The 17,828-nt window shown below is 51.7% G+C and carries 17 protein-coding genes; 7 read left to right on the forward strand and 10 right to left on the reverse strand.

Features of this window, described 5'->3' with window-relative positions; translation table 11 throughout:
* Positions 1 to 132: 132 nt before the first annotated feature.
* The gene (locus tag HW115_RS14350) at positions 133 to 957 is read right to left on the reverse strand and encodes a PEP-CTERM sorting domain-containing protein (RefSeq protein WP_178933601.1); all 825 of its coding nucleotides are present in this window, start codon (positions 955 to 957) and stop codon (positions 133 to 135) included.
* A gap of 253 nt (positions 958 to 1,210) precedes the next feature.
* The gene (locus HW115_RS14355) at positions 1,211 to 1,795 is read right to left on the reverse strand and encodes a PEP-CTERM sorting domain-containing protein (protein ID WP_178933603.1); all 585 of its coding nucleotides are present in this window, start codon (positions 1,793 to 1,795) and stop codon (positions 1,211 to 1,213) included.
* Between the two features lie 256 nt (positions 1,796 to 2,051).
* On the opposite strand from HW115_RS14355, the gene HW115_RS14360 reads away from it, so the two are divergent.
* Positions 2,052 to 3,014 (forward strand): diacylglycerol/lipid kinase family protein, encoded by a 963-nt coding sequence (locus HW115_RS14360; protein WP_178933605.1) that lies wholly within the window; start codon positions 2,052 to 2,054, stop codon positions 3,012 to 3,014.
* 76 nt (positions 3,015 to 3,090) lie between these two features.
* Positions 3,091 to 3,789 (forward strand): SanA/YdcF family protein, encoded by a 699-nt coding sequence (locus HW115_RS14365; RefSeq protein ID WP_178933607.1) that lies wholly within the window; start codon positions 3,091 to 3,093, stop codon positions 3,787 to 3,789.
* A 569-nt stretch (positions 3,790 to 4,358) separates the two neighbouring features.
* On the opposite strand, the gene HW115_RS14370 is transcribed toward HW115_RS14365, so the two are convergent.
* From HW115_RS14370 to HW115_RS20110, 3 genes are all read right to left on the reverse strand, one after another.
* A complete protein-coding gene (locus HW115_RS14370; RefSeq protein ID WP_178933609.1) occupies positions 4,359 to 5,225 on the reverse strand; it encodes a sialate O-acetylesterase in 867 nt (288 codons plus the stop codon).
* 15 nt (positions 5,226 to 5,240) lie between these two features.
* On the reverse strand, positions 5,241 to 6,296 hold the full coding sequence (locus HW115_RS14375) for a glycosyltransferase family 4 protein (RefSeq protein ID WP_178933611.1): 1,056 nt from the start codon (positions 6,294 to 6,296) through the stop codon (positions 5,241 to 5,243).
* Positions 6,297 to 6,390: 94 nt separating this feature from the next.
* Positions 6,391 to 7,506, reverse strand: coding sequence for a glycosyltransferase (locus tag HW115_RS20110; protein WP_319609331.1), 1,116 nt, complete (start codon positions 7,504 to 7,506; stop codon positions 6,391 to 6,393).
* A 222-nt stretch (positions 7,507 to 7,728) separates the two neighbouring features.
* Here HW115_RS20110 and HW115_RS14385 point away from each other — a divergent pair, with 222 nt between their 5' ends.
* The 3 genes from HW115_RS14385 to HW115_RS14395 are packed head-to-tail and all read left to right on the forward strand — an operon-like array spanning position 7,729 to position 10,032.
* Positions 7,729 to 8,502 (forward strand): glycosyltransferase family 2 protein, encoded by a 774-nt coding sequence (locus tag HW115_RS14385; protein ID WP_178933613.1) that lies wholly within the window; start codon positions 7,729 to 7,731, stop codon positions 8,500 to 8,502.
* Positions 8,503 to 8,540: 38 nt separating this feature from the next.
* On the forward strand, positions 8,541 to 9,296 hold the full coding sequence (locus tag HW115_RS14390; protein ID WP_178933614.1) for a sulfotransferase family 2 domain-containing protein: 756 nt from the start codon (positions 8,541 to 8,543) through the stop codon (positions 9,294 to 9,296).
* A 34-nt stretch (positions 9,297 to 9,330) separates the two neighbouring features.
* Positions 9,331 to 10,032, forward strand: a complete 702-nt coding sequence (locus tag HW115_RS14395) for a sulfotransferase family 2 domain-containing protein (protein ID WP_178933617.1) — start codon at positions 9,331 to 9,333, stop codon at positions 10,030 to 10,032.
* A 6-nt stretch (positions 10,033 to 10,038) separates the two neighbouring features.
* Here the strand turns inward: HW115_RS14395 and HW115_RS14400 are convergent, their stop codons facing one another.
* On the reverse strand, positions 10,039 to 10,563 hold the full coding sequence (locus HW115_RS14400) for a hypothetical protein (RefSeq protein ID WP_178933618.1): 525 nt from the start codon (positions 10,561 to 10,563) through the stop codon (positions 10,039 to 10,041).
* 673 nt (positions 10,564 to 11,236) lie between these two features.
* Between HW115_RS14400 and HW115_RS14405 the strand changes: the two genes are divergently transcribed.
* Both HW115_RS14405 and HW115_RS14410 read left to right on the forward strand, forming a co-directional pair.
* Positions 11,237 to 12,163: a TonB-dependent receptor gene (locus tag HW115_RS14405; RefSeq protein ID WP_178933620.1), complete on the forward strand. Its 927-nt coding sequence runs from the start codon at positions 11,237 to 11,239 to the stop codon at positions 12,161 to 12,163.
* Positions 12,164 to 12,246: 83 nt separating this feature from the next.
* Positions 12,247 to 13,671, forward strand: coding sequence for a lipopolysaccharide kinase InaA family protein (locus HW115_RS14410; protein ID WP_178933622.1), 1,425 nt, complete (start codon positions 12,247 to 12,249; stop codon positions 13,669 to 13,671).
* A 48-nt stretch (positions 13,672 to 13,719) separates the two neighbouring features.
* Here HW115_RS14410 and HW115_RS14415 read toward each other — a convergent pair whose 3' ends face one another.
* From HW115_RS14415 to HW115_RS14430, 4 genes are all read right to left on the reverse strand, one after another.
* A complete protein-coding gene (locus tag HW115_RS14415) occupies positions 13,720 to 14,523 on the reverse strand; it encodes a lipopolysaccharide kinase InaA family protein (RefSeq protein ID WP_178933624.1) in 804 nt (267 codons plus the stop codon).
* A 287-nt stretch (positions 14,524 to 14,810) separates the two neighbouring features.
* Positions 14,811 to 15,728 carry a glycosyltransferase family 2 protein gene (locus tag HW115_RS14420; RefSeq protein ID WP_178933626.1) on the reverse strand — a complete coding sequence of 306 codons (918 nt, stop codon included), beginning with the start codon at positions 15,726 to 15,728 and terminating at the stop codon, positions 14,811 to 14,813.
* A 31-nt stretch (positions 15,729 to 15,759) separates the two neighbouring features.
* Complete coding sequence (locus HW115_RS14425) at positions 15,760 to 16,749, reverse strand: sulfotransferase (protein WP_227021543.1); 990 nt, start codon at positions 16,747 to 16,749, stop codon at positions 15,760 to 15,762.
* A gap of 47 nt (positions 16,750 to 16,796) precedes the next feature.
* Positions 16,797 to 17,825, reverse strand: coding sequence for an aspartate aminotransferase family protein (locus HW115_RS14430; RefSeq protein ID WP_178933630.1), 1,029 nt, complete (start codon positions 17,823 to 17,825; stop codon positions 16,797 to 16,799).
* Positions 17,826 to 17,828: the final 3 nt, after the last annotated feature.

Genomic DNA, 17,828 nt, shown 5'->3' on the forward strand with positions numbered 1-17,828 from the left:
TAAAGGTTTCAGGATGATACCTTTGGTGGCGGTTCGGGATGGGTTTTGGCTGGGGGGGGCGTGTGGCAGAAAAAAGCCGACCCTGTGACAGGGTCGGCTGCTTGAAATGGTTTGCTTGAATTTGATTTCAGCTCACTTGCGGCGACGCAGAATCAGTGCCAGTCCACCAAGTCCGAGCAGCGCTGCGGAGGATGGTTCGGGAACGGGAGCAAAAGCTCCGCTTGCGTCCAAGACCATATAATCCAGTTCAAAATCTCCGGAAAGGCCACTGGAGTAATCTCCAAAAAAGGTGCTTGATGGGTTGCCGAGGTCTGTTGATGCGGCAATGCCGCTTCCTCCTGCGTTCATTAGAACTCCATCTCGGTAAAAGAATAACTCTTCAGCTGTGCCATCGTAGGCAATGCGCCATGTATGAAAGCCCAAATTGCTGGCGGTCATTGCTTCAGGTGTAAATATAGTGCTTGCATCAATGCCTCCTTGGAAATGCATTCCAGTGCGTTCAAGTTCGAGCTGAAGACGACCCCCTGTCGTATCATTGACCCCAAATTCTGGGGCGATGCCAAAAACACCACGAGATCCTTCCGTGCCCGTATTGAGCATATTTAGCCCAAACTCAAGAGTCCAACTTGCGTTTGAGCTTTCAAGACTGGCAGCTCGTGATGGAGAGTCTCCGTAATCCCAACGCAGCAGATATCCGTCAGACTGGGTCGCAGCTTTGACTTTCGTTGGGTCAACATTAGTCGTTCCCGATTCGTGGAAGTCTTTGGTTCCATTTCCATCAACATCAACATTTGCTTGATTATTGATGGGGTTAATTTCCATTCCCCAGACATATCCCCCATTGACTACTCCTGTGAAGTCCAAACCTGAACCTGTGTAATCCTTGGTTGATGTTAACGCCGCATTCGCAGCTACAATTGAAGCGACTAATGCCGCGAAAGTATATGTTATTTTCATGATTGGATTTTATTTTGGGTCGCTATGTTGCTATCGGGAAGTTGTGTTGTTCCCTCGCGTTCGAGATAGATGGGGTTGTGATCTGACGAAGCTCACCCTCATTCTATACCTGAGTGGAAATTCTCAAGATTAACTTGAAGGTATCAGGATAATACCTTTTGTCTGCAAAGTTTGCTTTGCCTGGAGAAAAGGAAAAGCCGACCCCCTTGAGAGGGCCGGCTGTACTGAGTTGGATCAAATGTTGTTTCCTCGATTACTTGCGGCGGCGCAGGATCAGGGCGAGTCCGCCAAGTCCGAGCAGGACTGCTGAGGATGGCTCGGGGACAGTTGTGATTTGAGAAGCCATTGTGTGGCTTCCGCTAAATGCAAGGCTTCCTCCATTGAACGCACTCTGCTCGGAGTTGCCGGTGTTTAGTCTTACACCAGTTTCTACAGCTACAGGGACTGCTCCTGCAGAATCCGAAGTGAAGGTGAAGAGGTAGCGTTGATTGTCCTTGAGGGTCTCATTGCTGAATGTCCACAAGGCAAAGCCTCCGTTGACATCCATGTCTTGAGCGTTGGTTGAGATTCCAACCAAGGTTCCAGGCGTCCAGGTTTGGCCGTTTGCAGCGTTATTTTCATAGACTGCGAGGTAGATACCAGTTCCTGTGGCACTTGATGGGCGGTTGTCGACCCGAATGGTTGAAAGTAAATTATCACTTCCTAGAGTTGCTGTCATCCATGTTTGTCCCGAGTTTGCGGCGAAGCCTGCTTGGTCATCTCTAGGTGTTGTATCAAAGATCACCGCGGCTTGTGTCGTGATAGCGCTGGCCGCGAGGGCCGTTAGAGCTAATTTCATGTTCATTGTTATGTTTGTTTGGGTTTTCGTTAGTCAATGGTGCTGAGCACTTGATTAAAAAGAGCTAGGAGATAACTTATGTTATAAAAATCGGCAGAAGTCACGTAAAAACTTGGGTTTTTCACGCTGTTGGATTGAACGTGTATGATTGGTGGGGATGATGATGGCTGGGAGTATGATGGGGTGGGGTGGACGTCGGTACATTTTCCTTGGTTTCGTGATTTGAAAATCGGCTGAGTCGTGCAAGATGATCGCGATGTCGGATTTGCCTCGATACCCATTGATTTTCAACCCGAACGCACGCAGCCAGCGAGGACGCAGGACCTTGCGATTCCTGATGGCGAATGCCCAGAATTTTGCCCTGTATGCCAGTCGAAGTTTGGATGACGCCCGGGAATTGACCGAGAAGTTCGTCAAGGATGGTGAACCGGTGGTGGTAGCCGCTGGCGGGGACGGCACTTTGAACGGGGTGGTGCAGGCGCTGGCGGGAACCGAGACGGCTCTCGGCGTGTTGCCTGCGGGGACGATGAATGTGTTTGCCCGGGAGTTAGGTTTGCCATTTAACAGCCTGAAAAAATCGCTGGATGTGCTGAATGCCGGATACATTAAAGAAGTGGATTTGTTTGAGGCCAACGGCCATGCCTTCATGCAGATGGCGGGGGTTGGCTTTGATGCCCAGGTGATTGAAGAAACCCCCTGGGAGAGTAAAAAGGTATTCGGGCCGATGGCCTATTTGATGTCGGCTGTCAGGGTGCTGGGTGATACGCCTCCGAAGATGAAGGTGACCTGTGATGATGGGCGGGTTGAGGAAGGTGTTTGTGTGTTGGCGGGTAACGGTTCTCTTTATGGCGGGCAGATCAAGCTGTTCAATAAAGCGGATAATTGTGATGAGATGCTGGATGTGCTGGTCTTTACCGAGGCTGGTTACAAGTTGGTGACGGATTCACTGAAGGGATTGGCGACTGGGGAGATGGGGTCTGACCGCTCGTCGGTGAATTACCTGCAGGCCAGGAGTTTTCGAATTGAGTGTGACCGGGATGTTCCGATGGAGGCGGATGGGGAGTTGATTGGCAGGGTGCGGGATGTGACGCTGGCGCCGGCGAAACGTAAGCTGCGGGTGGTGGCTCCGGAGAATATGAAAAACGGTCTGTTTTCTTCGATGATGAAAGCCTTGTTGAATGGTCCTCGTAGGAATGTGGATCTCGGCGAGCAGATTTAAGTTTGTCTGGTGAATGCGCCGGGAAGTCGTGCGAATCGTGCAGGTTCGAAGGACCAACAGAAGCTAGGAGTAAACGATGGGGAAAAAGGAAGGAGGCTCAAGAGCGAAACAGAAGCTGAAAGCGGGGTGGTGGCGCTGGCTGAAGCTCGCGGTGTGGTTGTTTTTTTTACTGATGCTGTCCTGTTTTGCTTTTGTCTGGTTCGCCAATTACGAGGCGAGTCGTGCGGGGAAGGACGTGCTCTATGATTCGGTGGATGAGATTCCCCACCGGCGGGCGGGATTGGTGTTCGGTTGCTCCGAGAAGCTTGGTTCGAGGGACAATCTGTATTTTAAGTATCGGATCGAAGCGGCTGCGGCCCTGTGGAAGGCTGGGAAAGTCGATTGCTTGATCGTGTCGGGCGATAACCGGGAGAAGTATTACAACGAGCCGGTGGCCATGCGTCGTGCGCTGGTCAGGGCAGGCGTTCCATTTCGTAAAATTGCCTGTGATTATGCCGGCTTGCGCACTTTGGATTCCGTGGTGCGAGCGAAAAAAATCTTTGGTTTGAATGAACTGACCTTGGTGAGTCAGAAGTTTCAGAATGAACGTGCGGCTTATATTGCCCAGGCACATGGGATGGATGTGATTGGTTACAATGCACAGGACGTCGAAGGCTATGCGGCCCGGAAAACGGAAGACCGCGAGGTGTTAGCCCGGGTCAAAATGTGGCTGGATGTGAACGTCACCGATAAACAACCCCGACATTTGGGCGAGATGGTGCCATTGCCAGAATAGGGCTGGGTGGAGAGCGGGCCAAGCCTGTCGACCGATTAAAAATCGGTCCTACGGTGTGAAGTAGGGCAGGTTTTTCAACCTGCCGGCAACCATGGGGCCGGGCTGAGGGGGTGGAGAGCGGGCCAAGTCTGTCGACCGATTAGAAATCGGTCCTACGGGGTGAGGTAGGGCAGGTTTTTCAACCTGCCGGCAACCATGGGGCCGAGCTGAGGGGGTGGAGAGCGGGCCAAGTCTGTCGACCGATTAGAAATCGGTCCTACGGTGTGAAGTAGGGCAGGTTTTTCAACCTGCCGGCAACCATGGGGCAGGGCTGAGGAGGTGGAGAGCGGGCCAAGCCTGTCGACCGATTAAAAATCGGTCCTACGGTGTGAAGTAGGGCAGGTTTTCCAACCTGCCGGCAACCATGGGGCAGGGCTGAGAGGGTGGATAGCGGGCCAAGCCTGTCGACCGATTAGAAATCGGTCCTACGGTGTGAAGTAGGGCAGGTTTTCCAACCTGCCGGCAACCATGGAGGCAGGGCTGAGGGGGTGGAGAGCTGGCCAAGTCTGTCGACCGATTAGAAATCGGTCCTACCTGGATGGATCAGGGGCACTGCTCGCTTTTTGGAGCTCGAAGAGGGCTTTGGCCATGGCCTTTCCCAAGGCAAGTTGCCCTTGGGCGTTGTAGTGTACGGTGTCGGCTTTGAGTGGCCAGTCGGCGCTATCGATGACTTGGATCCGTGTGTGTTTGAGGGCTTGAAGTTCGGCTCGGATTTCCTTGCGGTGGGTGAAGCGATCTTTGGCTGGTTCGTGGGGCAGCACCTGGGGCAGAGCCATTGGTAGCATTGGGCAGTCCATATCTTCGGCGATCCGTTGTCGTAAATGAAGGATGCTTTTGGCGTATTGGCTGGCGGAAATTTCGTGTTTGCTGTCTTGTTCCCCCTGCACCCAGACAAAACCTTTGATGACCGGGGTGTGCCCTTGCTTTTTCAGGTTTTCGACCCCTTGTTGGAATCGCTTGATCATGGCGCGGTAGAGCGTGCCTTGGTTCGGGTCTTGGTCGGATAGACCTGGATAGAAATTGCGCCTTTTCGGAGTGGGGACTCCTCCTTGCCAGCGGTTGCCATTCCAGCCGTGGTGCAGTGGCATGCCACTGGCTGCATATTTGATGATGTGGACCGATTGATCGTGCTGACTCATCCACCGGGCAAATCCGATTTCGGGGCCAAACTCACCTTTGCGGTGGGAGGTTTTAGTCGTTCCCGGTGTGATCGGGGTAAAGGAGGTTCCATTGAAGAAACGGGCGTTGGGAATGGCTTTTTTGTCCTCTTGTCCGAGCTCGGCAATTTTTCCGATGCCTTGCATGTTCGACTGCCCACCGAAGAGGTAGACGTCGACGGGGGCCGCCGTCGACAGAAGACAGGTGGCGGTGAAGAAAAGAAGGAATGGTTTGATCATATCGTCAGCAGTGGATTAGACATTCATGAGGAAATCGCAGAGCTGGGAGGCCTCGCGCTCGATGGTGTAATGTTCTTCTACCCGCTTACGGCCGGCTTGTCCCATTTCTATCAATTGTTCGGGCTTGGCCATCATTTCATCCAGTTTTTCCTGCGTGGCCGCCAGATCACCGCATGGGACGATGTGGCCGTCAATGCCATCCCGGACGACATCTTTCCACGCTCCGGCCTCAGAGGCCAGAACCGCGGCTTCGCTCGCCATCGCTTCCGGAACGGTAAGCCCAAACCCTTCATTGCGGCTTAAGGCTGCGACGAGGGTCATGGCGCGGAACAGCTTGGGTAGTTCGGAGAAAGGTTGCTTACCGATAAAAAGGATTCGGTCGGTGAGGCCGGCTTGATCGATCTGAGCTTGGAGTTTGTCCTGGAAACTTTGGTGGTCAGGCGTGGTTTCCCCACAAATAATCACGGTGAAGTCCGGGTGTTTTTTGAGTAAGGGAATCGCCGCCTCAACGAGAAGGTCGACGCCTTTTTGGTGTCTGACCCGGCCAAAGATGCCGATGCCATATTTTCCGGGGTACCCGAGTTCTTGCCAGAGAGCTTCCCGGTTCTCACTGGGGCTGTATGTGCTGAGGTCAATGCCGTGGGGGACGATGATATCCGGGCCGCCTTGGATGTATGAGGCTGCAGCGGTTCCTGTGCTGATAATGGCATCGGACTGCCGAATGAGATAACGGGTAATCCAGCTGTGTTGTCTTTGGGCTGTGGAGGTGAAAACGATTTTGAGTTTAGCTCTGAACACCTTTTTGAGGATGAGCGCCTGAATCACTTCGTCGTTTCTGCGGGCGTGAAAAACGCGCCATCGGCCATCGGGGAGAGGTTTTTTGCAGATTTGAATTAGCTGAGAGAAGCTGACGCAAGTGACATCATCCGGTAGATGGTGTTTGCCGAGAACCGCGACCTTGACCAGATTTTTTTGAATACGCAGGACCTGGAGCATGGTTGAGGTGACTCCGGAAAAGCGTGAGTTCGAGTTGCCGAGGATGAGCTCGGTTTCGGAAAGGTCGTTGGGCATGATGAAATGGATTGGGGAACCACGGATCTGACGAATCGATCGAATGGATGTTAAATCAGTATGGAACCACGGAACACACGGAAGGTGCGGGGATTTAAGGTTGAGAGCTGAGAAGGTGTTGCAGGGTTTTTGGGAAGTGTTGATTGAAGTGTTGGTCGTTTTCTTCGAACCAGGCCCGGGCCGCGTCTCCATATTGTTTTTTCTTATCAACGGGCATCATGAGAAGCTCCTGGATGTTTTTTTCCAGCTTGTCCGGGTCAATATGAAAATTGGTTCCGAGGTGACGGGGCTCTGAGTGGGAGTAGGGCACGGTGATGCCACGTTCCGGGGTGACCAGTTCGTTCATCGGCGGGCCGTCGGTGGTGACGACCACCGCCTGGCAGCTCATGGCTTCAACGATATAGTGCCCCCATCCTTCGGAGAGTGAGGTGCAGAGGTGAACCCCGTGGCGGTTGAGGTGGCGTTTGATTTCCTTGTGCGGGATATACTCTGTGATCAATCGGACGTTGGCTGGCACTTGGTCGGGAGCATTTTCCCGGCATTGGACGATCGTTAGCTCTGGCCATTCGGGGTGTTTGTTCCAGAGATCGAGCACGGTTTCAGTGCCTTTCAGCGTGCTACGTCCAGCGAGGTGGAAAAACGATTGATAGTCGGGCCGGATGTTCTGGTCGTTGAGGTCGGTGGAGGTGAAGCCGATGTGCTGGCAGGGGTAACCGCGCCCGGAAAAAATGTCCTCGGCATGGCGGCTTTTGCAGAGGATGTGGTCGATACGGGAGAGATGCTTGAGATGCCGTTCCGGGAATCGTTCTTGGTTGGGGATCAGGAGGTTGGTTCTGGCGCTGCCGAACCAGCGGGGGAAAACGCGCTCAAGGAAGATATTGGCTGCGAAGCGGGGTTTCCCGGGGAAATACCTGCGCAGCGGAGAGATCTCCCGGCAGTGTGAGATGAGCACCTCATATCCGGCCTTGCTGAGGGCCGCGTGGATTAAATCGACATCGCGATCGAGTCCCACACCATTGGTGCGGGCGATGAGGTTGATGGTTTGGGCGCAGGAAGACAAGGGGATGGGAGTGCGTGAGCTGAGGGTTGGGGCTGAGGGGGGGAGCTGAGAATGGGGGGCGCGGGGTGTCTGGCTTGTGTGCCGTGAATCTTCGCGTAATCTCGGAGGTTTGGCAATGGGAAAGCGAGGGCTGGTCTTGTCATCTGTCACCTAAGCCGATTCATAGAAATCGGACTCAAACAAAGCGCATATTTTTCTGGTGGATGCCGGAGATCTGCCCCAGCATGTTGCCTGAACGGCTTCCGGGAGCTTTTATGTGATCTGTCGTGAAGTTCAGGCATGCATGAATCTTTAGAAGCAAATGAAGTGGCGCTACGCGTCCGGCAATGAGATCGCATTGCTTGAATATGAATTTGAATCCCGTAGAGAGGTATGAGTGAAACACCCAAAATTTCTTGTATTATCAGCACCTACTCGGACTCCGATCTGGTGGAGAAAAAAATCCATGAGATTCGTCAGCAAAGTTGGTTTGATCAGGCTGAGTTTCTTTTTGTCGAGACCGCTTCGCCCGAACGGGAGCGGGAGTTGATTGCTCCCTACACTGAGCAGTTTTCCAACATTCGCTTGGTGACATCGGATGAGCGTAAGACCTTGTATGAGGCGTGGAATATGGGGTGGGACGCAGCCAGCGCGGACATCGTTTGTTATTCCAATATGGATGATGCCATGCACCCCCGCTTGTTGGAGACGGTGGTAGCCGAGATGGATGCGCATCCTGATTGGGATTTGTGTTCCGTGTTGATTGCCAGTCAGAAAAGTCAGTCTCCCGGTGAGCCGGATAGTTTTTCTCCGGAGCGTATGAAGCAGCTTAAAATCGGTCGGCGCCCCGGTCCGTTTTCAGCTTGGCGCAAGCGCTTGCAAGGGAAAATGGGGCAGTTCGATGGCCGTTACCGGATTATTGGAGATAAGGATTTTTGGTCGCGGGCGATGGACCCGGCGGTTGTGGTCGGGGTGATCCCCAAGGTGATGTATCTCTACTCGATTGCTGATAGTCAGTTGTCGAAGCGGGAGAACAAGGATGATGAATTGCTTTACGCGAAGGAAAAAGGGGTTGATCTGTTATGGCACCCCGGAGTGGTCAAACCGATGCTTTGGCACCGACGCTGGTTCAAGTGGTTTCCCGGCCGTTATTTGATGGACGAATAGACGATTGTGAAGGATGGTAAATTTCCCCACTTGGTATCGTGTCGGGTGGAGACAGCCCTGAAGAAAAAGAGATGAATTTAAGTGATGCTATTGAAACCTTCCGCCTGCGTCGGAAGCTCCAACGTGAAAAACCGCATATCTGGCGTATTCCCTCGGTGAATGTCGGGATGATTCAAAACTACAAAGTGGGTTCCCGATCCTTGCGTTTGGCCGTTGCCCGACACTTGTTGCAGTCGGACGAAGGCGAAGAGGATATTGCGTATGACCAACTAAGTGATTCCCGGGTCAAAGAACTGGATAAGAAGTATTCCGGGTTTTACGCATTGGATTCGGTTCGTCAGCAGTTTCCGGAGATGTTTTTATTTACCTTTGTCCGTCATCCATTGAGTCGGCTTCATTCCTGTTATGTGAACAAGCTGGTGGATGCCAAGAGATACGGGGTGAAGAACCAGTTTAAAAACTGGGGGGTGGATTATAATACAAGCTTCGATGAGTTTGTCCGGATGGTGGCGGATACGCCGGATGGTGCTTCCGATCGTCATTTTCGTTCCCAGAGTTGGTTTGTTAGCGTGGATGGGAAGCTGGTTGCCGATTACATTGGCAAGTTGGAATCGTTTAAACAAGACTGGCAGGTTCTGGCGGATCGCTTCGGCTTCCCCGAACTGCCGCATAAAAACAAATCGAGCAAATCCAAGGTGCATTTCAGTGAACACTACAGCAAGGAGATTTACGAACTGGCCGTCGAGCGGTACCGGCAGGATATCGAACTGTTGGGGTATGAGGATGAGGTGTAATTGGTTGTTTTATGATGTGGAGTGAGGACTTGTTATGAAAGAGATAATTCGAGTCGCCCGTTGGAGAGTGGGTAAAAAAATCGGTTCCCGGTCCATGATGGAGAAGGTGGCCCCCCACTATTACCAGTATGCTAAAGAGCGGATCGCCTGCGATTGCTCCAAATGCAAGTGCCCGGCTCAATCCGCATGCTCGTATAGTTTTGTTTACATCGATGAGCGATCAAAATTGATGTATTTTGATGTGCCCAAAGCTGCATCAACAACGATCCGCAAGGCCTTTTTCAAAAATAAGGCAATGGCCTCGTTGCGCAACCCCAGGAAAGAACTCGATCAATATTATAAGTTTACCTTTGTTCGAAACCCTTGGGATCGAATGGTTTCGAACTGGAAGATGTTTACCACCCAACCCTCACGCATGAAGCAGTTGGAAGTGATGACGAATGCCGACCTGAGTGATTTTGAATCCTTTGTTTCCTTTGCTATCGATTGCCCCAACCACCATTGGCAACCCCAGGCATTGTTCACCCCTGAACCATTGGACTTTGTCGGTAAACTCGAATCGTTTGATGAAGACATGAACCGCCTCTTGTCTCATTTGGGAAGGACGCCTTTGGCGTTGGGGAAGCAAAACTCGACACGTAGGAAAGGATACCGAGATTACTATTCTCCGACCCTGGTGGAAGTCGTAGCCGATTATTACCGGCGCGATATTGAGTCTTTTGGGTACGAGTTTTGATCGTAATTAAAACAGACCGAATTTTCTTTTTCTGACCTTGCCTGCGTTGGCATCTCTGAGTTCCGGCATGAAGTCTGATTCGACTCCGAGGAATTGATAGAGGTTTTGCAAGTAGTCGGCTCCGAGAAACATAAAGCTTTCGTAGGACCAAATAAAATACGGGATATCACCATGCATGACTTCCAGCATGATGTTTTTTGCCGTTTGTGATTCCGTGGCCGACTGGGAAAATGGTTTTCTCCAGCGTTGATAGCGGGAAAGGTGTGAGATGGTGATATCTCTTGTTGTTAGGATGAAGTAGAGGTCGTATTCCTCTTCGTGCTCCTTGATCCATGATGAGACATCAGGGAATTTTGGATTTTTTCCGTATGGTAGTGAGCGGTGGCAGACTTTGTGTGTGCCTGAGTCGTTCCAGGCGCCGCCGTCCCAAGCCTTAAAATCTGAGATGCCCAAGGCATGAGAGCAGACTTTGGCGATGAGTTTACTGCCTGAGCTTTCCGGGCCGATGATGAATACGCATTTGTTCTTCATGGTGAAATCATTGGGAGCTGGTTTTTGTGAGTTCAGAGGTGTTCATTTGTCCCGGGGCAGGAGTTGAGTTTTTTGAAAAAACGTAAACTGACTGTTGGGTTGCCTTTGCTCTTGCCGATAGCAGCATTTTTTTTGAGCTTTTGCAAGCGGTTGGCAAAGATGTTGAGCTTGGACCGTTGAATGAAAAGATGGTTTGAGATTCGGGGAAGGGAAAAGGCAGAGGAAATTGTATGAGTATGGGTATGGCTGGACTTGTGGGGGGCGTGTGTGTGGGGTCGCGTGGGGCTCACCAACGAGAAAGTTCACGCGGTCTATTTAGCTCGGAGTTTCATGATGGTGAGTCGGAATGCTTGATCGGGGCGTTTGGGGGCGTTCCTCATTCGTCCGGGGGGGCTTTAGCTTTGGATATGTTGTGGGCAAAGAAATGTCATGGTCTGAGGCCTCAAGTAAATCGTAAAATAGGAGTGAAGGAGGATCTATTGCATTGATGGGGGCGATTTCTCTGTGATTGAAGTAGATTCATTTTCATTGCTTGAAGCATACCCGTCAATGACGATGGGCAGCACGGATGATGAGCCCGATCGTGCTATTCCCTTGACGCTCGGCGGCATGGCTGAAAAGCTGGGGCCCGCGGACCTCACAGGATCCGGATTGATCAACTCAAAAGAAAAAGATGATGAAAATTACCTATGTAAAAGTAGCGGCCTCGATGATGGCATCTGGTGTGATGTCGGTATCTGCCGGGTCTGGTGACTCAGCCAAAGGTGGGCTCTCAGGCAAGGAAGTGGTATGTGTGGTTCCCGAGCTGCCTGCATGTTCCCAACGTCAGATTCAGCCGCTTTTTTCCCGCTATGCCCAGACCACGAAGAAGTGGACCTTGCGCGGGAGTTACCGCTCTTTCAAGGATACCGAGCTTCAGGAAATTGAGAAATTCGATGGCTCCGGTGTGGATCTTGAGTTGACGGCTCCATTGAGTGAGCGTTGGCAGTTGCGCCTTTATTATCCTGTGTATACCGAAGGGGACGCTCAGGAGATTGCGACCGGTGATCCGGTGGACGTGGATGGCGATGGCGGTACACTCGACTACCCCAGCTTGATTCTGGATTATCAGTTCAAGCAGGCCAGTGCCCCGGGTGAGTTCAACCTCGCAGCTTACCTCGGTATGGGTTACGCTCTGGATCATCTGGATTCCGAGAATCAGATCACGGGGACACATGACCGGATCAACCACCGTGGATCGGCCGCGCTGTTCGGAGTGAAGGCGGACAAGCAGCTGGACCATTGCTGGACCTTTATCGGTAACCTTGGTGGCCGTTATTATTGGGATTCCGATGATATTCACCCGAATGAAGGGTCCGATCAGTTTTTCCTGCTCGATGCGTCAGTTGCGTTTGTCTACGCTCCCCGGGATGCGTGGATTTACCCGATGATTGAGTTGTTTTACCAAGGAAGCTTCAGTGATTACAACAGCCTGCAAGTGGTTCCCCAAGTGATCGTGCCGATTGGCGAACATGTGGATGTGAATGCGGGGGTTAGTGTTGGGCTTCTTGATGACGGACCTGAAACCGACGCCCGGGTTCAGATGACCGTAAGGTTTTAATTCCGCGCCCGGTATGATCCGGAAGCAGGGGTGGCCTCTCTTGCTTCCGGCGGTGCCGGCACAATACATCCTCTGACGTCGATATGAGCGCTGTTGGCGATAATCGTTTTGGCGGTATCCATCCGGGGGATGTTTTACAGCTTGATATCCAGGAGACGGTACATGCCGATTTTCTGGGGAAGATGGATGTCACCTTTCTCAGTCTGCTGCGTTATTTGCCCGGACGGCGTTCAGTATGGAAAGCCCGCTGTGAGTTTGGGGAATTGTTCATCAAGGTCTTTTTTCCACATCCCAAACAGGATCGGGATGTGGGGCGGGAGTGGCGGCACTCGATTCGATTGCATGATGCGGAGATGCCGATGGCCGAGCCTTATTTTTTGGCCCGTGGTGGTGAGGGCTGCTCCATTCTGGGTTTTGCGTATTTGGAAGGAGGAGTCACGCTTGATGCTTTGGCAAGCTTAGCTTGGCAGGACGCGGACCGGAGTGATGTTTATCGCCAGTTGTTGGATTTGCATTCGCGCATGTTCGCTGCAGGAATCTATCAAGAAGATAATCATTTGGGGAATTACTTTTGGCATCAGGGGGAGGTCAGGCTTCTGGATGCCGCTACCTGTTGTTTTGTGGATCCTCCTGTGGATGGGGGGCGTCTTCGGGAGAATCTATCTTTGCTGCTTGCGAATATCCCGCTGCCGGACAGGCGATGTGTTGACTCCTTGATCGCGAATAGCGACTTAAGGCAAGCCGGAGTTGGGGGGCGAGAGGCGTCGCGGGCGATTCAAACACGCTTGCGGAAATATTATCGCAAGACGCGGAGGTCTTGTTCGGAATTTGAACTCCTTCGGGAGGGGGCAGAGTCTTGGTTGCTTTGCCGGGATCTGGAACCTGAGTTGAGGGAACAAGTGCTTTCTGGCATGGATGCTTTGTTTGCTGGAGGTACTTGGTTGAAGGATGGAAATACCTGCTCGGTTGTTGAAGTCGAGGTGAAAGGAAGGTCATACATTGTCAAACGCTACAACCGTAAACCCTGGTTGTATCGACTCCTGCATTGCCTTGCCACGCCCCGGGCATTGGAAAGTTGGAGTAACGGCCATGTGTTGCGCTTGTTTGGTATTGCGACTCCTCGGCCGTTGGCTTGTGGGGTGATTCGCTCCGGAGGACTACCGGAGCTTGCTTATCTGGTGATGGAAAAGGTGGAAGGCCCTCCATTGTGGGATCTGCCAGAGGATGAGTTGATGGAGCAAGGGAGTGGTCTGGCTCAGCAATTCGGGCAGCTGTTATGGAGTTTGGATACCTTGCAGGCGACGCATGGCGATATGAAAGGAAGTAATCTGGTCGTGGATCAACGAGATGTGCTGACCTTGATCGACCTCGACGGGACGAGATTTTACTGCACGGCATCCAAACATAGGAAAAAGCGGGACAAGGACATAAGACGCTTTTTACGGAACTGGGACAAGATGCCCGAAGTTCGGAACATGTTCAGTCGCGTGATCGACGCCGTGGATTAAGCATCGGAAAAAAGTCCATATTCCGGTGGTGCTTGAGCGGGGGGGGGCTTACTTGCGGGTCGCAGCGATCTTCCTTGCGATGGCTTTGGCCTCGGGCGTCAGTTTGTCGATGCCGAGGTATTGTTTGAGGAACCAGAGGCAATCCCGGGCAGGCCATTGCCGGATTCGACGGAACATTTTTTCGAGATCGTTTTTAATCAGTTTGGGCGATTTGGGGCCCGGGGATTTGGTGCGTTCCAAGTCGATCAGGCAGGCATTGTATGATTCCGGCAGTTGAGGCCGGCCCTCGACGATGGGAATGTTGAGGTAGATATGTCGACCGTAGAGAGCGTTGTGGATCAAGCCGGCGCGATGCATGGTTTTGACGACCTTGACAACGGCTTGAAGCATCGCAAGCCGGTCTTTTCGGCTTGGCCATTGCGTGGCTTCGAAGCTCTTGATCAATGTATCGACAGGGGACATGCCCTTGAGCTCTTCTGAGACAATAATGCACTGCTTGTCTCCATTCACCTTGCGTGTTGCGAAGTGGATGATTTTCATCGTAGGCACCCCCGCCTCCTGAAGTTTCAGATAGTTTTGGTATTCGATTTCAAAGGTGCAGATCCGCCGCAACTTGAGTAGCGTGTTATTGGGGAAGTGGTTTTGTTGGCGCTTGAGATAAACGGTGCGCCCGTCCGGGAGTTCGATTCTGGAGACATGGCTCCAGGAGGTGTTGGCGTCGGGTCCCCGGAAGTTTCCTACCTCCACCAGGTTTTGCTCAGCGTTCCACCAGTCATCGAAGCTGGCGTAGCCTGCGTCGATGAGGCCGGCCGACCATTCGGGGTGGGTGTAGCTGTCAGGTGTGCTGGGCATGCAAACAGTTTGAAGTAGGTGAATTGGCTATGCAACAGCAAAGAATGAGGAGAAAGCGACTGAGCTATGTCTGGACGGCTTATCGTTGCTTATACCATTCTCCCAGTTAAATTGGCAGAATGGTTTGAGTTTAAGATGATGAGTCAGTCAGCAAGCTGAATGGCAAGGGGGCACTGAGTCTTTTAGATTTTACCGTTGTTGCGCGTCAGTTGCATAGCCCGCTATGCGCCTTCCTTGCGCCTAGTTAAAATCGAAAACCTTCAGTGCCATTCGGCCAATTTAACTGATCAAATGGTATTATTCAAGAATTTTGCAAGTCGCTTCAGGCCAAGCTTTCTGTATAGTTTCCTTTTCCGTTTCATGTTGTTTCTCCAGCGGGCATTGGCTTTGACGATTCTGGGGTCGAGTTCCGGATTTTTTACGAAGCTAAAGCCGTCGGTTTGTTGCCATAGTTCTTTATGATGAAATTCGGAGCTATTGCCACAATGCACCCCGGTGCCATCGTGTCCAATATTCTGCACCAGGCTTTGTTTCGGATACACTGTGACGGTGCTGTTTAAATACTGGGCATACATCGCCCTGATGTCCAAGGCGTTGATTTTTCCGGAGGCTTCTCGTTTGACCATGCCTTCGAGGTCTCTGCCATTTTGAATCAACCGTGCCCTGTCGAGGGTTTCGAGGGCGTTGGACGGGATGGCTTTGATTTTATCAAAGTTGCTCGCGGTGATGCCGAAGCCCCAGGCTGAAAACCGGCTAAGGATAAAGGCGTCACTTTGTGACCTCACCTTGAGAGGGGGGGCATATCCACAAATGCTGAGAACCTGCGGGTCATCTTTGTAGAACTCCAGAGCCTCGTTCATGTAGCACAAAAAACCAGGTGCCGTAACGATGTCATCTTCGAGCCAGATGAGTTTCCCATATTCGTCGAGCAGTTGGCGCATGCCGCCTCGATTGTTTTTGATGCGGTTGTTTTTTGTTCGTGCCACAATGGTTACCGATTCAAATCCATCAATGGTTTCAAGATAGGAACGTAAGGTCGAGACAGCGTTCTCGTCTCCCTCCATGGGAGCGTCAGAAAAAATATATAACTTACTTTGCTTCGCCAGCGTGTTTTGGGAAAGGGCCTCGATAGTTTGTTTCAGATGGGTCAAGCGAGTGTAGGTCGACACTCCGATCGGAGCGAGTGTGTAATGGTCGTGATTCATGATAGATCTGGCTCCCTCTCGGAAGGGGGGGTTAGGCTGAAACTTGATGCTGGTATTTCTCAATGGCGGATCTCAGAGCATATTCGTCATCGTTGTTGAGGCGGACTTGCTCTCTGTGGTCGAAGCGTTGTACGGGGGTTGCCGGCATATCGAGCGGGCAGCCTAAATCCTGATATTTTTGGTGGATGGTGGATAGGATGGCCTCGGGCGACTGGCAGAGGCTGAGATAGTCGATTTCGATGCTTCTTGATTGCGGGACAAGTTGCATTCCCATTGATACGGCGTGATGGGTATATACGGCTTGTGCGGCTGCTTGCTCAATGGCGCCGAGCTCGGCCAGTTCCGGGTATTCAGGAGGTTTGAATGACCACCATGTTTTACGGTTTCCGTAGTAGTGCACACGTGATTCAAGAATGGATTGGGCGACGGAGAATAAATCTCGACGAATATGGGTGAAGACAAAGCGCTCGCTGATGTTTAAGAGGTAATCAATATGCCAGTTCATCAACATTCCTTTCATGACGAGAGGTTTGCCAAGCGACGACTCCATGGACGCCAGTCCTTGGAGGAATGCGTCGCTGTCGACACTGTGAAGTTGAGAGTCATCGAGCTTTTGGATTTCTCCAAAATGGAAGAATCGGCGCCAATAGTACCAGAATTCACTGGGAGCGAGAGCCCCTTTGACCCGACCTAGTTGGGATTCGAACTCGAGCTGTTGAGTTTTGATTCCCATTTGATCTTCTTTGTCGTAGTCGACCAAGGCTTTCTGGACCTCACAACCAAAGGCGGGGTTTCCGTAAAACCGAGCAATCAGGTTGGATGGGTAACCGAAACACCCCAACCGGGACAAATTCTGCATCAGCAATGTCGAACCGGATCGAGGGCAGCCCATGATGAGCATCAAGGGCATTTGGGGGCGGGTGGCTGGGTTGAGTTCCGTACCTGTAATACACTGGTTTATTCGAGAGAGTGTGGTTTCCAGGTTTTCACTTTTTCGAAACTTTTCTGTCAGGTCTGTCATGGCCGGTAATGTGTTGATCTCTCTTTCGTTGTGCTGCAATACCTGTTTCATCCTTGTGATGAGATGAAGATTTGAGTCATTTTTTTGAGTCCGGTGTCGGATAAACGCTGGTCACAGAGTATGGTCATGATCTGATCGCTCAGATGCTGGGATTCCGTAAAATGTTTGGGCACTCTGTTATCAATGGGCCAGTGGACTGGGCAAAAAATACGAGAGCGATACATTTGCTCTAAGACTTGTTCTCTCTTGTTTGTGATGAGGGGAAACCCGAGGGGGACGACTTCTTCGGGTAATTCTTTGAAGATCGCCCAGTCTGACAAGTCATTGAGGAGCTGCTTGTATCTTTGCCTGCGGGCCTTGGCAATGCTCTTGTAATCGAAGCCCCCCTTGAGCAGGGCGTAACTGTAATCCGTCATCTTATAGCTGCCAAGTGGGTGGAGTTCTTCAGCGGCTTGATAACTATCGTACCAGTTGATTTTTCCAAACTGATCAAAACGGGTTTTGAGGTCATAGGCTTTGTATGAAGCCATGATAAAATCGGCTGGAGCCTCTTGTAGTCGGACGTCTGAAAAACCGTGGTTTTTATGGCTTGTCAAAATGCCGCCATCCGGGACACCCACGGTTTTTCTGGGGCTATAGAGAGTGAAGTCAGCATAGGGGCGCTCAAAGGTAGAGAGCAGTGCTTGGGACGCGTCTTGCAGGATGGTGGCCCCACGTTCTGAGACGGCCTGCAAAGACGTAGTGTCGGATGGAAACCCAAAGTAATCGATAAAGATGACGAGATCCTTTTTGTTGATGTGTTTGACCCACTTCAAGTCGTGCGTTTTTAATCTGCCATCTACCGGGTAAAAGGAGATTTCGGTGTGTTTGGGAATGGCCGAGGTGATGGAGTTGCATAAAAAAGAGGGAAGCCACACTTTTTTTGGACGAGAGAGGTTGCAGAGGAGCCGGATCCCGGATCTGGCATTGATGAGCCTGAGATGCGCTTGCTGCAAAAAGGGTGGGGGCGGCTGCGGGCTGAAATTCAAGCCTTCATTGCCGAACATTCCTCCGATGATTTCTTCAGTGTAGGCCATAGA

Source organism: Oceaniferula marina (genome assembly GCF_013391475.1).
Taxonomy (GTDB): Bacteria; Verrucomicrobiota; Verrucomicrobiia; order Verrucomicrobiales; family Akkermansiaceae; genus Oceaniferula; species Oceaniferula marina.

Excerpts from the sequence above, each read along its gene's own strand:
- HW115_RS14350 (WP_178933601.1), bottom strand. The coding sequence starts at position 957 with ATGAAAATAACATATACTTTCGCGGCATTAGTCGCTTCAATTGTAGCT.
- HW115_RS14355 (WP_178933603.1), bottom strand. The coding sequence starts at position 1,795 with ATGAAATTAGCTCTAACGGCCCTCGCGGCCAGCGCTATCACGACACAA.
- HW115_RS14360 (WP_178933605.1), top strand. The coding sequence starts at position 2,052 with ATGTCGGATTTGCCTCGATACCCATTGATTTTCAACCCGAACGCACGC.
- HW115_RS14365 (WP_178933607.1), top strand. The coding sequence starts at position 3,091 with ATGGGGAAAAAGGAAGGAGGCTCAAGAGCGAAACAGAAGCTGAAAGCG.
- HW115_RS14370 (WP_178933609.1), bottom strand. The coding sequence starts at position 5,225 with ATGATCAAACCATTCCTTCTTTTCTTCACCGCCACCTGTCTTCTGTCG.
- HW115_RS14375 (WP_178933611.1), bottom strand. The coding sequence starts at position 6,296 with ATGCCCAACGACCTTTCCGAAACCGAGCTCATCCTCGGCAACTCGAAC.
- HW115_RS14385 (WP_178933613.1), top strand. The coding sequence starts at position 7,729 with ATGAGTGAAACACCCAAAATTTCTTGTATTATCAGCACCTACTCGGAC.
- HW115_RS14395 (WP_178933617.1), top strand. The coding sequence starts at position 9,331 with ATGAAAGAGATAATTCGAGTCGCCCGTTGGAGAGTGGGTAAAAAAATC.
- HW115_RS14400 (WP_178933618.1), bottom strand. The coding sequence starts at position 10,563 with ATGAAGAACAAATGCGTATTCATCATCGGCCCGGAAAGCTCAGGCAGT.
- HW115_RS14405 (WP_178933620.1), top strand. The coding sequence starts at position 11,237 with ATGATGAAAATTACCTATGTAAAAGTAGCGGCCTCGATGATGGCATCT.
- HW115_RS14410 (WP_178933622.1), top strand. The coding sequence starts at position 12,247 with ATGAGCGCTGTTGGCGATAATCGTTTTGGCGGTATCCATCCGGGGGAT.
- HW115_RS14415 (WP_178933624.1), bottom strand. The coding sequence starts at position 14,523 with ATGCCCAGCACACCTGACAGCTACACCCACCCCGAATGGTCGGCCGGC.
- HW115_RS14420 (WP_178933626.1), bottom strand. The coding sequence starts at position 15,728 with ATGAATCACGACCATTACACACTCGCTCCGATCGGAGTGTCGACCTAC.
- HW115_RS14425 (WP_227021543.1), bottom strand. The coding sequence starts at position 16,749 with ATGACAGACCTGACAGAAAAGTTTCGAAAAAGTGAAAACCTGGAAACC.
- HW115_RS14430 (WP_178933630.1), bottom strand. The coding sequence starts at position 17,825 with ATGGCCTACACTGAAGAAATCATCGGAGGAATGTTCGGCAATGAAGGC.